This is a genomic window from Persicobacter psychrovividus, from assembly GCF_036492425.1.
In the GTDB taxonomy this organism is placed as follows: domain Bacteria; phylum Bacteroidota; class Bacteroidia; order Cytophagales; family Cyclobacteriaceae; genus Persicobacter; species Persicobacter psychrovividus.
The window spans coordinates 2,513,500-2,527,715 of record NZ_AP025292.1; the positions used below are offsets into that span (position 1 = coordinate 2,513,500).

The 14,216-nt window shown below is 44.8% G+C and carries 10 protein-coding genes; 4 read left to right on the forward strand and 6 right to left on the reverse strand.

Annotation, left to right across the window (positions count from 1 at the left end):
* Window positions 1–84: 84 nt before the first annotated feature.
* The 3 genes from recD2 to AABK40_RS10710 all read right to left on the reverse strand — a co-directional run bounded on the left by recD2 (window position 85) and on the right by AABK40_RS10710 (window position 4,889).
* Window positions 85–2,646 (reverse strand): SF1B family DNA helicase RecD2, encoded by a 2,562-nt coding sequence (gene recD2, locus AABK40_RS10700; RefSeq protein WP_332919987.1) that lies wholly within the window; start codon window positions 2,644–2,646, stop codon window positions 85–87.
* Window positions 2,647–2,788: 142 nt separating this feature from the next.
* A complete protein-coding gene (locus AABK40_RS10705) occupies window positions 2,789–3,781 on the reverse strand; it encodes an FKBP-type peptidyl-prolyl cis-trans isomerase (RefSeq protein ID WP_338397036.1) in 993 nt (330 codons plus the stop codon).
* A 91-nt stretch (window positions 3,782–3,872) separates the two neighbouring features.
* Window positions 3,873–4,889, reverse strand: coding sequence for a DHH family phosphoesterase (locus AABK40_RS10710; protein ID WP_332919989.1), 1,017 nt, complete (start codon window positions 4,887–4,889; stop codon window positions 3,873–3,875).
* 219 nt (window positions 4,890–5,108) lie between these two features.
* Here AABK40_RS10710 and AABK40_RS10715 point away from each other — a divergent pair, with 219 nt between their 5' ends.
* On the forward strand, window positions 5,109–5,561 hold the full coding sequence (locus AABK40_RS10715; RefSeq protein ID WP_338397037.1) for a carboxypeptidase-like regulatory domain-containing protein: 453 nt from the start codon (window positions 5,109–5,111) through the stop codon (window positions 5,559–5,561).
* Between the two features lie 288 nt (window positions 5,562–5,849).
* On the opposite strand, the gene AABK40_RS10720 is transcribed toward AABK40_RS10715, so the two are convergent.
* Entirely contained in the window at window positions 5,850–6,362 is a 513-nt protein-coding gene (locus AABK40_RS10720; RefSeq protein WP_332919991.1) for a hypothetical protein, read from the reverse strand.
* 116 nt (window positions 6,363–6,478) lie between these two features.
* On the opposite strand from AABK40_RS10720, the gene AABK40_RS10725 reads away from it, so the two are divergent.
* Window positions 6,479–7,054, forward strand: a complete 576-nt coding sequence (locus AABK40_RS10725; protein WP_338397038.1) for a hypothetical protein — start codon at window positions 6,479–6,481, stop codon at window positions 7,052–7,054.
* A gap of 117 nt (window positions 7,055–7,171) precedes the next feature.
* Here AABK40_RS10725 and AABK40_RS10730 read toward each other — a convergent pair whose 3' ends face one another.
* Window positions 7,172–8,989 (reverse strand): AMP-dependent synthetase/ligase, encoded by a 1,818-nt coding sequence (locus tag AABK40_RS10730; protein WP_332919993.1) that lies wholly within the window; start codon window positions 8,987–8,989, stop codon window positions 7,172–7,174.
* Between the two features lie 804 nt (window positions 8,990–9,793).
* Between AABK40_RS10730 and AABK40_RS10735 the strand changes: the two genes are divergently transcribed.
* Window positions 9,794–10,078 carry a hypothetical protein gene (locus AABK40_RS10735; RefSeq protein ID WP_332919994.1) on the forward strand — a complete coding sequence of 95 codons (285 nt, stop codon included), beginning with the start codon at window positions 9,794–9,796 and terminating at the stop codon, window positions 10,076–10,078.
* A 287-nt stretch (window positions 10,079–10,365) separates the two neighbouring features.
* On the opposite strand, the gene AABK40_RS10740 is transcribed toward AABK40_RS10735, so the two are convergent.
* Window positions 10,366–12,990 carry a WG repeat-containing protein gene (locus AABK40_RS10740; protein ID WP_338397039.1) on the reverse strand — a complete coding sequence of 875 codons (2,625 nt, stop codon included), beginning with the start codon at window positions 12,988–12,990 and terminating at the stop codon, window positions 10,366–10,368.
* A 173-nt stretch (window positions 12,991–13,163) separates the two neighbouring features.
* On the opposite strand from AABK40_RS10740, the gene AABK40_RS10745 reads away from it, so the two are divergent.
* Entirely contained in the window at window positions 13,164–14,078 is a 915-nt protein-coding gene (locus AABK40_RS10745; RefSeq protein WP_338397040.1) for a Ppx/GppA phosphatase family protein, read from the forward strand.
* Window positions 14,079–14,216: the final 138 nt, after the last annotated feature.

Here is a 14,216-nt window from a genome sequence, read left to right on the forward strand (position 1 = left end):
ACTGATGCTCATGGGAGGCTCCCTTCGATGAGCACATGAAAACAAAATGCCACAGTTCCTGCAATAGGAGCTGTGGCATTTTTGTTATTCCTGAATATCCATCCTCGCCACCAGGGCCTTCAGGCAGGTTTGTCTTTTTCGGTTATCTTCATTACGCACCGCAACAGACATCGAGCGGCGGCTACCGAGAAAAACCGACATCTTTTTCGCACGGGTCAGTCCCGTATAAATCAAATTACGGAAGAGCATTTTAAAGTGCTGTGTAGCCACTGGCAGAATGACCGCATCGAACTCTGAACCCTGAGATTTATGAATGGTAATGGCATAGGCAAGGTCGAGCTCCATGATGGCATCACGGTTATATTCCACCCGCTTTTTCCCGAAGGCGATCACGATCAGGAAGTCTGTAGGGTTTATACTGATAATTTTCCCAATATCGCCATTGAAGACTTCAAGATCGTAGTTGTTGCGCTTTTGAATCACGCGATCGTTCACCCTGAAGATCCGATCGCCGATGGTCAGCTGCTGTTTGGTTTCCGCAGGAGGGTTGGCTGCCTGCTGAATCAGCATGTTTAACTGTCGGGTGCCGAGCGTTCCTTTGGTCATCGGTGTGAGAATCTGAATTTCCTTATCTTTGCCAAGCTGCTGTGGGAGGGTCTGGCAATACAGTCGAACCACCATATCCGCAGCCGAAAAACCATAATGCAAAGACGACCACGGGTGCACGTTCGTTAGTACTGACTGCAAAGCGGCAGCCTGGGAAGGCGTGTTGAGCAGGTCGGTAACATTGACATGCATAAACTGCGAAGGAACATTGAAGGTATATTTGGCAATCCCCTCTTTGCGGATACGATCAAGCTCTTGCTGATCAATATGCTCCACAAAATAATCTTCCTGCTGTTGCTGAACAGTATTGTAAACGCCCTCGGCCTCTTTGACAATCGCGGTTTCGCCACTTTCCACCACCGATTTCATCGTCTGACGAATCTTCTTGATAAACTGTGCCTGTTGCTGCGTCGCTTCCTCGGCATCAATAAACAGGCAGTCTTCCTGCTGCCATGCTGAGCGGTTACGGATCGGGCTTTCAATCCTCGGCACCTGTCCCTTATTGATCTGGTGGGCGTAAGTGATGATTTTACTCGCTGCCCCTTGCCTGAAAATCTGTGTGAGCGCAAAAACAGGTACACGACCTGAATCCATTAAATCTTTCAACACGTTGCCCGCCCCAACAGACGGCAACTGATCGGCATCGCCAATCAGCAATACCTGTGCCCCAGAAGCAATGGCTTTTAACAAGGAGGCCGTCAGGCTGATGTCAAGCATCGAGCACTCATCCACAATAATGAAATCCCCTTCGAGCGGATCCTCCTCCCCTTTTTTAAACCCACCCTGCGAGGGATCAAAAACCAACAGGCGGTGAATGGTGACCGCCTCACGGCCGATGACCTCTGACATCCGCTGACTTGCCCGACCTGTGGGTGCTGCAAGCAGGACCTTTTTACCCATCGCGACCCCAAGCTGAACGGCGGCTTTTGTGGTGGTGGTTTTTCCACAGCCTGGCCCGCCAGTCAAGACACTCACCGACTGCCCGACAATGCCTGCCACGGCCTGCGTTTGTTCCTCGCTCAGGGGAAAGGGTTGTTGCTGGTTAAATTTGTTCAGCCAGTTCAATACCCTGCGTGTATCCACCTTCGGGCGAAACTTCATCAGCCTTTCCAGTTCATGGACTACCGTCAATTCATCATAATACAACGTTTTGGAATAGTAAGCCATCAGGCTGTTGCCTTCTTCATCTTTCAGCTTTCGGGTACGCAGTTCATTCTCCTGCTCCAGTGCGGTCAGTTGCTGCTTAATCAGCTCTTCGGCACCCTTCAGTTTCAGCAACTGCCCTGCCTGTTCCAGAATCTGCTCCAGCAATAAATAACAATGTCCTTCTTCGCGGCTTGCGGCCAGCACGTGTTTTACGGCTGCTGAAATTCGCTCGGGGCTGTCTTCTGCAAAACCCATTGAAAGGGCCACCCGATCGGCAGAAAAGAAGCCAATACCATAAATATCCCTGGACAGACGATAGGGATTTTTGGAAACAATCTCAATGGCATCAAACTCATAAGCCTTGTAAATCTTGACCGCATACAGGGTACTGATCCCATATTCCTGCAAAAACATCATCACATTTCGGATCGAACGATGCTCCAGCCATGCCGACCGAATCTGGGACAGCTTGTTGGCCGCGATGCCTGGCACCTCCTGAAGGCGGTCCATCTGTTCTTCAAACACCTCCATGGTTTTATCTCCGAAATGGGCCACAATCCGCTTGGCGGTTTTCGGGCCGACACCGAAGATAAGCCCTGAGCCCAAATATTTCTCCAGTGCCGAAGCGCTTGCAGGCTTCACCTCCAACATGCGTTCAGCCTTGAACTGCTGCCCAAACTTGGGGTGCTCGCTGTAATTCCCTTCAAACAAAAAGGTCCCTCCGGCAAAGACTTTCCCCTGGTGCACCGTAACGGTCGTTTGCTCCTGCGCCCGACCCACAGGCGTAACTTTCAGGACAGAGTAGCCCGTATCTTCGCTATGGAAGGTAACCCGTTCAACAGTGGCTTTCAGTTCAACGGTATTGGAATCTTTTTTCTGAGGAATGTCGATCATCGTCTTGATTTAAAGCTTTCACAAGATAATTAGCTTTCTGAGAATAATCAAAGTTTCCGGAAATCCATAGAAGCTGAAAAAAATTGGCCAAAAAAAAGGCCACCCGAAGGTCGCCTTTTTTATGCTATATTTTTAGCCTGGATTATTTCGCAGGGGCATCAGTTCCCTTAACACCAACAACTTCGATGTCGAATACCAAGTTAGAGTTTGCAGCGATTTTGTCGCCCATTGCCTGTGCACCATATGCCATTCCTGATGGGATGTACAAAGTTGCTTTTGTACCTACAGTCAAGCCTTCAACACCTTCGTCCCAGCCTTTGATCACACGACCAGCACCCAATGGGAAAGTAAATGCCTGATAAGGGCGACCTTCCTGGTACAAGTTGTGTTCTTTAGCCACTGACTCAATAGAAGTATCGAACCAAACGCCTTTCATTGTACGGCCAGCATAGTTCACCTCTACTTGGTCACCTGCTTTTACCGCCTGGCCATCGCCTTTTTCCTTGATCTCGATATAAACACCATTTTCTGTTTTCTCAGCTTTGATGTCATTCTTTTTCAAGTAATCGTTGATCGCCTGATCGTCCTTAGCTACCAATTCCTTGGCTTCTTTTTCCATCTCGATCGACTTCTCGATATTTTTAGCGATATCTTCTTTGCCTAATTCACGGAAACGAGCCGCCAAAGCCTCTTTACCCGCCATCAATTTCTTTGCACGTACATGCATAGTGAAGGTATCTCCTTCTTTAACCATTGGAGGGCGCATATAATCCTGAGGGAACAAGATTTTTGCAGGCAAAGTAACTACCATTGAGTCACCTTCAGCCATTTCCTTCAATGCATCTGCAGGGCTTGCAGGGCTGCCTTCAGGCATTTTTTGGAATTCAAAGATTCCTGGAATTTCCTGACCTTTAGATGTCTGCCATACAGAATCTTTAGCATCAGTCATATCAAAATCAAATTCCATAAACTGACCTTCTGCCAATTTAGGACCATTTCCAGCATCTACGATTTGGTACTCAATACCAGAATCTGTTGTAAATTTACCAACTTTGCTTCCGCTGTTGTCACACGAAGTCAAGGCTGCAGCTCCTCCCACTAAAAGGAAGGCTAAGGGTCTCATTACTTTTTTCATCTCAAAAAAACGTTTACAATAATATTCAAATCAAAAACAATCCTCGCAGGAATCAAAACTCCTGCAAGCATTTTATGCTAACTGGTCGATCTTAGTTAGCGGCAAGTAATTGTTCCTTATAGGCAGGCAATAAACTTGTGAATTTTTCTACTGTGGATTCCATATCTTCCATGTCGCTGATGCCTCCAGCGGCATTTTTATGTCCTCCGCCACTGAAGTTGTCTTTGGCAAAAGCACTGGCGTCAAAAGTTCCTTTGGAGCGGAACGACATCTTGATGCCATCCTTACGGTGGATGATCATGGCGGCAAAAACGATCTCGCGCATGGAAAGGGCATAATTTACAAAGCCCTCTGTATCGCCCGTCTGTTCATTAAATCGCTTGAGGTCTTCCTGTGTCAGGGAGAAAAAAGCGGTACGGTATTCGGGCAATACCTGCAGGCGCTGGCTCAGGGCAAATCCCAGAAAGCGCAACCTGTCCAGGGAGTTGGCATCGTAAATGTATTTTCCGATTTTGGCAGTATCAGCACCAAGGGCGATCAGATCTGCCGTAATCATATGGGTTTTACGGGTGGTATTGGAGTGTTTGAACCCTCCAGTGTCAGTCATGATTCCCGCATATAATTCTTCGGCCATATCGGCGTCCACAAACTCCCGGCCATCAAGTTCAATGATCAAATCATAGATCATCTCACAGGTTGCCGCATAGGTGGTATCAGAGAATGGGAAATCAGCAAAGTCATCAGGCTCACGGTGATGGTCAATCATCACTTTCATGGCTGCAGATTTCTCCACCAATGCGCCAAGCCCGCCAATACGTTTGAGGCTGTTAAAATCCAGGCAATACACCACTTCGGCATCCTGCACCAGTTTTTCCGCTTCGGCTTCGTTACCCTCATAAACCAACACCTCTTCCTGTCCTTTCATCCACTTCAAAAAAGCGGGATAGTCCGTTGGGGAGATGATCGTTACCTCATGCCCTGTTTTGCGCAGGAAATGGTACCACGCCAGGCAAGAACCCAGGGCGTCGCCATCAGGTTTAGAGTGTGGTAGAATTACCCCTTTTTTCGGGGTTGAAATAAAAGACTTAAATCCTTCAAGATTTTGCATATCAATCAAAGTCTCAGACTAACTGAGTCATTTTTTGTAAGATGCAAAGGTCATTAATAACTTCAAATATTCAAACAGTATGAACAGGAATATGTGCCTACTAATCCTAATTTTACTAAATGTTTGCATTATATTGCTTTGAAATAACCTATTAATACCCTGAAGAGCCTTTTTTTTGCCTTGATTAAAAATCATTATCAACCATCAATTTAAAACAACATGAGTCAACACCTTCATTTAATCCTTTTTTTCAGCTTCCTGATTTTCAGCAGCTGTAAGCAACCCGAGCAAACCACTTCAGGCACTGTGAAAGGACAAATTACCTGGGCTTCGGGCAATATGATGCCGAGCATTGGTACAGCAACCCAACAACCAACAGGCGTAGAAAGAACGATTCATTTTGCGGTACCAGTGAAGGACGCCAACATCAAGCGCAATGCCGAAGGGCTGATTGACAAAGCGGGCATTGAGATTGTGGAAAGTGCCAAAAGCAATGCTGACGGCCAATTTGAAATTGCATTACCTGCAGGAAAATATTCGGTACTTACAGAGGAAGACGGCGGACTTTTTGCCAACAGCATGAATGGGCAAGGGGAACTTAATCCGGTAACGGTAACCAGCGGAGGCGTTGCAACCATGAATATTGTGGTGAATTACAAAGCCGTATATTAATTTCGGCACTGAAGGCTTGTGCTGCAACTTCAGCAGGAACTGACGGCCTGCAGAACAAGCCGATTGCCGCCTTCAACATGGCACATGGAAACCACCTGACGGGTGCAGCATGTGCCCTGTTTTTCAATAGAAAACCAAAGCCAGCCTATGGTTATTTTTTGTTTGTTAGGCCAAGGGATCCTGCCTAAATAAGGTAGGTCGTAGCGCGCTGCCACGACCATTGGAAGAATTGAGTGTTATTTTGGCGATTTTTAAATCGTGTGGCCATGAATGGCTGTCATGCCAAACTTAAATTTCCTCTCCCTTCAGCACCTGCCAACCTTCCTGCTTGTTCAGGTCAAGGTCTTTGGCAACCTTGTGCAAGGTGGGGTTGTTCCACGAAAACACAATCAGGGTAATACAGAACATGGCGAAATAGAACTTGTCGCCAGTAACGAAAGCGCAAATACTCGACATCCAGTACCCGATGGCAATCCAATAGATTTTTTGCTGAAGCGCACCATAGAACACCATCAGTTTTTCTCGTAAATCTTCGATGGGCTTGGCTTCATTGCGTATTTTAGCATATCCTTTATACCCCATAGCAATGCTGATAACCACCACCAAAAGGTTTGCTGCACGCAATATAGCTGTGGCCGATGCTGAAAGGTGGACAATACCCGCAAACTGGTTGCCCTGCGATTTCAGGTAGGCCATCACAAAAATGATCAGCGGAAGGGCGAGCAGGATGTACATCATCATGTTAACTTTATTGATGTAATCCCGACTTGTTTTAAAGGTTAAACGGTCTTTTGTAAACATTATTTTATCTTGCTACTATAATATGACACTGGAAAGTGTGCAATATCCGTGAATTTACGCAAAAGTCAAACAGAAAGCCCTTTGCGATGCTCCTTCACCAACATAATACTCAATATATGAAAATGATCTCTCCCTTTTTTCGCTATGCACTCACCGCCACAATGCTTACCTGTGGACTGATGGCCTGTGAGGATAAAAAAAGCCAGCAAGCAACACAGGAAACCACCCCAAAACCACACACGCTCTTACAGCTCAAGCACGTTGCAGACTCCAACTGGCAGGTGATGATGACCTCCGACAGCCAGAAATTCAATTACCTACACCGATTGGTGCAAGAGGTGGAGTACTCCGACCATCAGGATGCTCCAACGACCAAGAAACTCCATCAGCTGATTTCGACACTGCAACATTCAAGGTACGACCGTAACGGCATTGCAGATACTGAAAAGGTGATTGTTTATGATTCTATCAGCCAACTGACGATCCATCAGGTGATCGACTATTGTGCCGACCTGCCGATTTTCAGCACGCAGCCTACCATGAAAGCACTCGTGGAAGGCATACAGGAAGAGGATGCCAGAACACTCAAATTGCGCATCAACTATGATATGTCGGCCTTTGATTTCAATGAATCCCTTGAACAAAACCCCGAGGCGAAACTTCAGCCCATGCCGACTTTTATTCAGGAATAAATGCTACCGAGGCCATTGCGTGGCGGTTCAGCGATCATTCACGGCCTTACCGAAAAGTTTGCCCCATAAAAAAAGGCACCATCGAGGGTGCCTTTTCTATAGATCAATTAAAAGCTTTTAGCTTGCTTTTTTTTTCTGTTGTTGCTCATCGTACATTTCATCAATCTCCTTTTTGTATTTAGTATTGATGACTTTACGCTTGATTTTCATGGTTGGGGTCAGTTCACCACTTTCCTGTGTAAACTCTTTGCCCAACAGCTTAAACTTCTTGATTTTTTCGAATCGTGCAAGGTTGCTTTGAAGTGCCTCCAAACGCTCGTTGAAGAATTCCGCTACTGTAGAATGCTCCAGCATTTCTTTAACATTATTGAACTCGAGGTTCTTTTTCTTCGCCCAATCAGCCAACACATCAAAAGCAGGAACGATCAATGCCGTAACATACTTCTTCTCATCACCAATTACGGCAATTTGCTCAATGAACTGATCTTTACCTACCTGCGATTCAATCATCTGTGGAGCGATATACTTACCACCAGAAGTTTTCATCAGGTCTTTCAAACGTTCTTCAAAAACAAGGTTTCCGTGGGAATCAAAACGCCCAGCATCTCCGGTGCGCAACCAGCCATCGACCAACACTTCAGCCGTCGCTTCGGGCTTTTTGTAGTATCCGCGCATAACGTTACCACCTTTCACCAAAATTTCATTGGAAGCCCCCATTCGGATCTCCACTTTCGGCATCACTTTCCCTGCTGATCGAACATCGAAGTGCGTATCTTCAAAACAAGTTACCGACGCACAGGTTTCTGTCATGCCGTAACCAATCTTCACTGTAAGGCCTACGGCATGGAAAAAGCTGACAATATTGTCATTCAGTTTACCACCACCACAAGGCATGATTTTGATGCGTCCGCCTACTGCTTCACGAATTTTTGAAAGCACCAATTTATCCGCTACCGCATGCTGCATACGCAAGTACAATGGCACTGACTTCTCCAGACGGCGACGGTTCATGACTTTGGTACCCACATTTACCGCCCAATGGAAAAGCTTCTGCTTGGCCTTTGGTGCTTCTTCAAGCTTGCCGTAAATGGTTCCGTAAATTTTCTCGAACAATCGAGGCACAGAACAAAGGACGGATGGCTTCACCTCTTTGAGTGCTTCGGCCACAGTGGCTGTATCACGCAAATAGTAATTGGTCATCCCTTTATAGAACACATAAAATGTCCATGCACGCTCAAAAACGTGACTCAGTGGCAAGAAACACAACGAAGTGTCCTCCTCTGTCAAGTTAATTCTCAGGTCGTGAATCTCATTGGTAAACGCAAAGTTGGAGTGATCCATCATTACGCCCTTAGGTTCGCCTGTTGTTCCTGAAGTATAAATAATCGTTGCGAGGTCATCCATCTTGGCCGTAGCCAGACGTTTACTCACTTCCATACGCAAATTGTTGGACTCCCCTACTGCCAGCATCTCTTCGAACAGCATCACCTGCTTACTCTTATCGATTTGTACAGACGGATCAAACACAACGATACGCTCCAAAGTTGGGTGTGTACCCAAAATAGAAACCGCTTTATCGTAATGCTCCTGCCCACCAACAAAGAGGGTTTTGATCGTTGAATCAGAAAGAATGTACTCCAACTGCCCCAGGGTGTTGGTCGCATATATAGGCACAACCACACCACGAACAGACATCACCGCATAATCCACAGTTGTCCACTCAGGTGTATTTTGTGAGAAAATACCCACTTTTTCATCGACCCCTACACCGTAGTGCAATAATGCCGAGGCAATGAGGTCTACGTTATTTGCAAAATCTTTCCAGGTAGTGGAAACCCAATCCATACTACCATAAGGCTGATAGTAATAAGCGATCCGGTCTTGATATTTTATAGCTTGGTTTTTAAAACCAACTGCCAAATGTTCATACTTCATAATTGGAACGTAAGAATATTTCTTAACATGAAATGAAAAAATATTAGGTGGAGATAAATGTCTAATTTCACCATCCCTGTTTTTTACAGTGCAAAAATAAAGAAGATCCCGCAGAAATGATAGTTTTTCTTCATTTGCGTGATAATTATTATTTTAGCCTATTTTTATTTATCGACTATTTATATAAAGTTTCCGATATACTCCCTTCAACGACTTCAATTCATTACAGAAATCTTTAAATTATCCATTGAAATTTCAGACCGATTTTATCATTTAAAATTAATCTAAATTTTAAAACAACAGTAAAACGGTTCATTTCTGAGGAGATCAAATACAACACTACGCACCCATTGTTGCACCCTCAACAGATTGTATGTTGAGATAAGACTTATTTAGGACTTGGATTTCCCTTCAACCATAAGAAAAGTGAAATCGCTCATAAAAAAATGTTCTTTTTCACCTTAAACATTACCTTAAAAACAAGAAAGTAAAAAAAAATGACGCCCCCCTTCTTGTCAAAAATGGCGCTATTTTGAAATTTGTTTTTCAAATATTGCCAAAAACACCCCGCATATCATTGAAAAAAATTTAATTTTTAGGTGAAAAAACACTAAAAATAAGGAATAAACACGATGCCACTTCCGCTTGATTTCTCTTCACTTTACTTTAAAATACAATCACTTATACTTACATTGACATTAACAACATCGTGTAAGCAGCATTAGTTCTTGATACTTTGTTGAACCATCTAACATTTTCCCCCAATATTGAAATAGGGAACGTTTTCATTTATCACCAATAATTATGGCAGAAACTGTGACCGTAGTCGATCCAAAATCAGAAGCTTTAGAAAAAGCTTGCGTAAGCGCACTTGAAAAATTCGAGAAACTGGATCTTGAAAAACATGCGGTAATCCGAGAAAAATTAACTTGGGTTATCGGAAGCTACAACTATGATAAAAACCCTGAGGGTTTGGTAGAATTTGGGCAAGTTGCTTTAGAGGAACTGGAAGCCTTTAAAAAGCAAAAGCCTCGTCAGGTAGCTAAAAAGCTGATTGATGACTTGAAAAAATCTTTGGCTAAATTTTAAAACGCCAACAACATTGTGTTACCTCATCCTTGATGATGGATAACATCACCGCCAAAAACAGGGAGCCCAAAAGTGCTTCCTTTTTTTATGCTTATCCCCTTAATAAAACAAGCCCCCTGCTGTGCATTACAGTAGGGGGCTTGGCTTTTATCATGACAACGGCGACTTCCCGCCACCATCTGTAAAATCATCCGGCAGGCAGTGCCCACCGATGCACTATTGGAAAGCTCCTTTGATCAGAAGAACCCGACCACACAGTGGCATAACCTCAGCGGCGGATGGGGACATTACTCGATACAGTCGATCCGCTCAAAATCCTGCGCATTGAAGGTCTGCTGACGCAATCGGTTACCCGCCTGATCATAATAGACCCAAATGTACAGATCAGCTTCAGAGATGTACTTTTCACCCACAAACAAGGGCGCCTCAGGGGTACCAATATTGCTCATCCTGTCGAATGTAGGTTTTATCACTGTCCCTTTCTTTTGATTGAACAAGCCCTCTTTACCATTCACCACAATAATCAGGTCGCCTCCTTTTTGCTTCGGATTCACAGGCAAATAGCGGTCAATCCCCTCCATCAAAGGAGTTTGCGTCCTGACATTCAGCACTTGCCACTTTTTGTCTATTTTCGCCAAGACCAAACTATCGGCATAATTTTCCAGCATCTCGTACTTGAAAGGAATTTTCTCTTTGCCTTTGCCATCCACTGCGCCCCACTTGCCCGCCTTGTCGGCAAACAACAACTGATCGTTTACAGGCACCAGCTTAGTTGCATATTGTGGCCTAACATAGAGTGAATTATAAGGATTGAAAATACCAAATTTACCATTCAGCAATAAACTCACATACCCCTGCTGATAATCCGCAATGCCATTGTAAAGCGTTTTCAGCATTTGCTGATTGCCCTTCTTCACAATCCCCTTGCGCTTGTTGACCTCCACCACAAACATCGAACTGTCCAAAGGCACAATACTTGAATAATTTCCATTCAGAACTTCCTGCCCTGTGGAATCGAGCACCGACTTGTATTGCTTGCCCGCAATCAGTGCAAGATATTCTACCGGCTGATCAATATCGCCTGTCGTTAATACTTTACACTTTTCGCCTTGCTTTAAGTTCAGGTATTTCCCATTCTTGAATAAAATACTGGTAGAATCGTTTCTGGTATAAATAAAATCGCGCCCAAGAAAGGCCACAGAATCATATTCAAAAGTTGGAGAGGAAGGGTCGTCCCAACGCTGTAACGACCATCCGTTCTTTTGGGCAGACCACCATTCATCGTTGAAATTAAAGCTGTTGAATGCCTCCTCGTACTTCAGGTTGCCCAGCGAATCAAACAGCACGTAATCGGTGGTTTTACTGATCCAGTGCGAATTTGCAGGGTTAATAGATTGCAAAGCCAAAGGAATAATTTCTTTCATCGACTGATCATAAAGCACTTCCTGATTACCGACAATCCCGATAATATGTCCGTCGTCCACCACCTCATAGTCATCAAAATTAAAGAACAAGGGTACCGATGAATTATCCGCTCCCTGCACCAGAAAACGCTTGTCTGTGAAGGCATATTTCTTTCCTTTGCGCAGAATATAAAAATTGCCCTCGTGCTCCACCTCATCAAATTCTGGCTTCAGCGCAACACGCCCCGTGGCACTGATTACCCCCCAAACCTGTCGCTTGCGAACCGCAAAGAATGAAGGTGACAGCCGGCGGATTTCATCATACTGAGGTGTGGCCAGGATTTTCCCCGTTTTATGTACCAAGCCTCGGGCATTTCCATTAATAATCTCCATCACCCCATAGCCCAGGTCATAGGCCTCGTTTACTTTCCCATCATAAACCAGGTGCCCATCGCGGGCAATCAGCTTCGATTTACCCTGCTCCACCACCAGCAGAACATCCCCGCTTACGGCATTACATTTGTAATCCCGCGCCACTTCATCAAAACGGTTGGGCATCGTCTGTTTGCCTTCATGGTTAATAAAAACAAACTGCTTTTGATCAAAGAACGGGTTCCAGTCGGCCTGCGAAAGTTGCGCGAAATTCTTCAGGGAGTCGATTTTTGATACCGAGCCAAAACGTTCAAAAAAGGCCGGCAGCTGATCGTGCTCCTTGTACCAATAATAAAGATAACCCATTGCTGTAGGCGCCACCTTGCTGGTCTGGCTGTATTCCTGCAAAAACCACAGCAAAGGCGTTTCGGAATTGTCCGAAGCCACAAAGTTAAAAATCTGTTCCTCGGCCTGTGCCCTGAATGGCGTATTGGGGTACTCCTTCAGGAAATTCATATAGCTTTTCAGCTTGCCATTTTTTGTTTTCGCTTTAAAGAGCAGCGCATCGTATTGTTTACGCGCTTTAGGATACTGCTTGGCTTTGGGGTATTGTTCCATGAACTCATAATAAGCCAGGAAAGTCCCTTTTTGCGATGCCTGATCATAGGCCATGCTATTGCGCTGGGCAATGGCGTCGTCCTTTTGGCGGGCATCGGCGTACGCATCTATAAAATACTGGTAACGGTCGATGGTATTGACCGACTTGGTGTGTTCATAGCCGAGGCTGTCGATCAAGGCTTCCTGCTGATCGAGTCGATCACGGGTAATTTCCGCCTTGGCCAACTTGTCCAGTATCCGCTCATCGTCAATGTTATGATATCCTTTTTGCGCCAAAAGGATTTTCACGTGTGCCGAGTCCACATTTTGCTTTTCAAATTCTGAAACCAGCAACAACTGGCTGTAAACAAAATTTGCCGAAGGCGAAAGGGAATCCACCGCGATCTCTTCCTTCAACAGTTCTTCAGCCTTGTCATACTCTTGCTTATCCATCAGCTTGCTGGCCTTTTTCACGTTATCAGCAAAAGTCAGTTTGCTGATGCTCATCAAGAGAAGGAAAAATAAAAATTTCTTATTCATAAGAATGCGCATGTATCAAAATTTACGGTCATCAAATTTAGTAAATCAAGTATCCAAACCTTGAGCGAGCGCAAAAAATATTTGGTATAAAGGGAGAAAAATGACTTAGTTCTATTTCTATTCAAACATTGAGCGTCATAAATCAGATCTTTTTCAAAAAATTAATCTTAATTTTGAGACAAACAATCAATCATTTGAACATGAATCAGCCACGCATTAAGCTTGCGGCCATAGATATAGGATCCAATGCCGCAAGAATACAAATCAGCTCTATACTTGGCGATGAAGATTCCCCCATTTTAAAAAAGGTAGAATATATCCGTTTTCCCCTTCGGCTGGGCAAGGATGTTTTCAGCACTGGGGAAATCGGGGACAAGAAGAAGGACAAGTTCATTAAGCTCATGCAATGCTTTAAACTGATGATTGAGCTGCATGAGGTCAAGCACGTTCTTGCTTTTGCCACCTCCGCCTCCAGGGAAGCGAGCAACGGGCAGGCGATTATTGAGGAGATCAAGAAGCTTACCGATATTGATCTGCAAATTATTGATGGGGAAATGGAGGCCGAAATTACCGACCTTGCCCTTTCAGAATTTATCGACGACCAGAAATTCATCCACATTGATGTCGGTGGGGGTTCAACAGAACTCAATATCCATGAAGACAATCAGCGGATTGCCTCCAAGTCTTTCAAGATCGGATCGGTACGTGTAAAAACCGCCGATGATCCTATTTGGGATGATATCCGCAGCTGGATCAATGAACATATTTCTGCCGACTGTGGCAATATTGCCTGCCTGGGAACAGGAGGGAATATCAATAAAATTTTCCAGATTGCAGCGACAGAAACACCCCACACCCTGAGTACGGGAGATCTAAAAATGACCCGCGATTACCTCCATAAGCTGACCATCGATGAGCGTATTCAACGACTGAAACTGAACGAGGATCGTGCTGATGTGATTGTTCCTGCTGCCGACATTTACCTCGGTATCATGACCGCCTGCCGTGCCAAGCGAATCCTGGTTCCGCAAGTAGGTCTAAAAGACGGTATGATCATTAAACTGATGAAATCCGTTACCGAAGGGTAGCATGGATCGGTAACTGATCCGCCATCCTCCAAAAAAATACAACTGACAAACCCAGAACGCCTGAAGATTTTTCTTCGGGCTTTTTGCATTATACTGAATTCCCCACAACAAGCGCCGACAAAAAGTTCGTTAAGACCA

Bases quoted from the DNA above. Each gene is read 5' to 3' on its own strand.
- AABK40_RS10735 (WP_332919994.1), top strand. From the start codon at position 9,794: ATGGCAGAAACTGTGACCGTAGTCGATCCAAAATCAGAAGCTTTAGAA.
- AABK40_RS10740 (WP_338397039.1), bottom strand. From the start codon at position 12,990: ATGAATAAGAAATTTTTATTTTTCCTTCTCTTGATGAGCATCAGCAAA.
- AABK40_RS10715 (WP_338397037.1), top strand. From the start codon at position 5,109: ATGAGTCAACACCTTCATTTAATCCTTTTTTTCAGCTTCCTGATTTTC.
- AABK40_RS10730 (WP_332919993.1), bottom strand. From the start codon at position 8,989: ATGAAGTATGAACATTTGGCAGTTGGTTTTAAAAACCAAGCTATAAAA.
- AABK40_RS10705 (WP_338397036.1), bottom strand. From the start codon at position 3,781: ATGAAAAAAGTAATGAGACCCTTAGCCTTCCTTTTAGTGGGAGGAGCT.
- recD2 (WP_332919987.1), bottom strand. From the start codon at position 2,646: ATGATCGACATTCCTCAGAAAAAAGATTCCAATACCGTTGAACTGAAA.
- AABK40_RS10720 (WP_332919991.1), bottom strand. From the start codon at position 6,362: ATGTTTACAAAAGACCGTTTAACCTTTAAAACAAGTCGGGATTACATC.
- AABK40_RS10710 (WP_332919989.1), bottom strand. From the start codon at position 4,889: ATGCAAAATCTTGAAGGATTTAAGTCTTTTATTTCAACCCCGAAAAAA.
- AABK40_RS10725 (WP_338397038.1), top strand. From the start codon at position 6,479: ATGAAAATGATCTCTCCCTTTTTTCGCTATGCACTCACCGCCACAATG.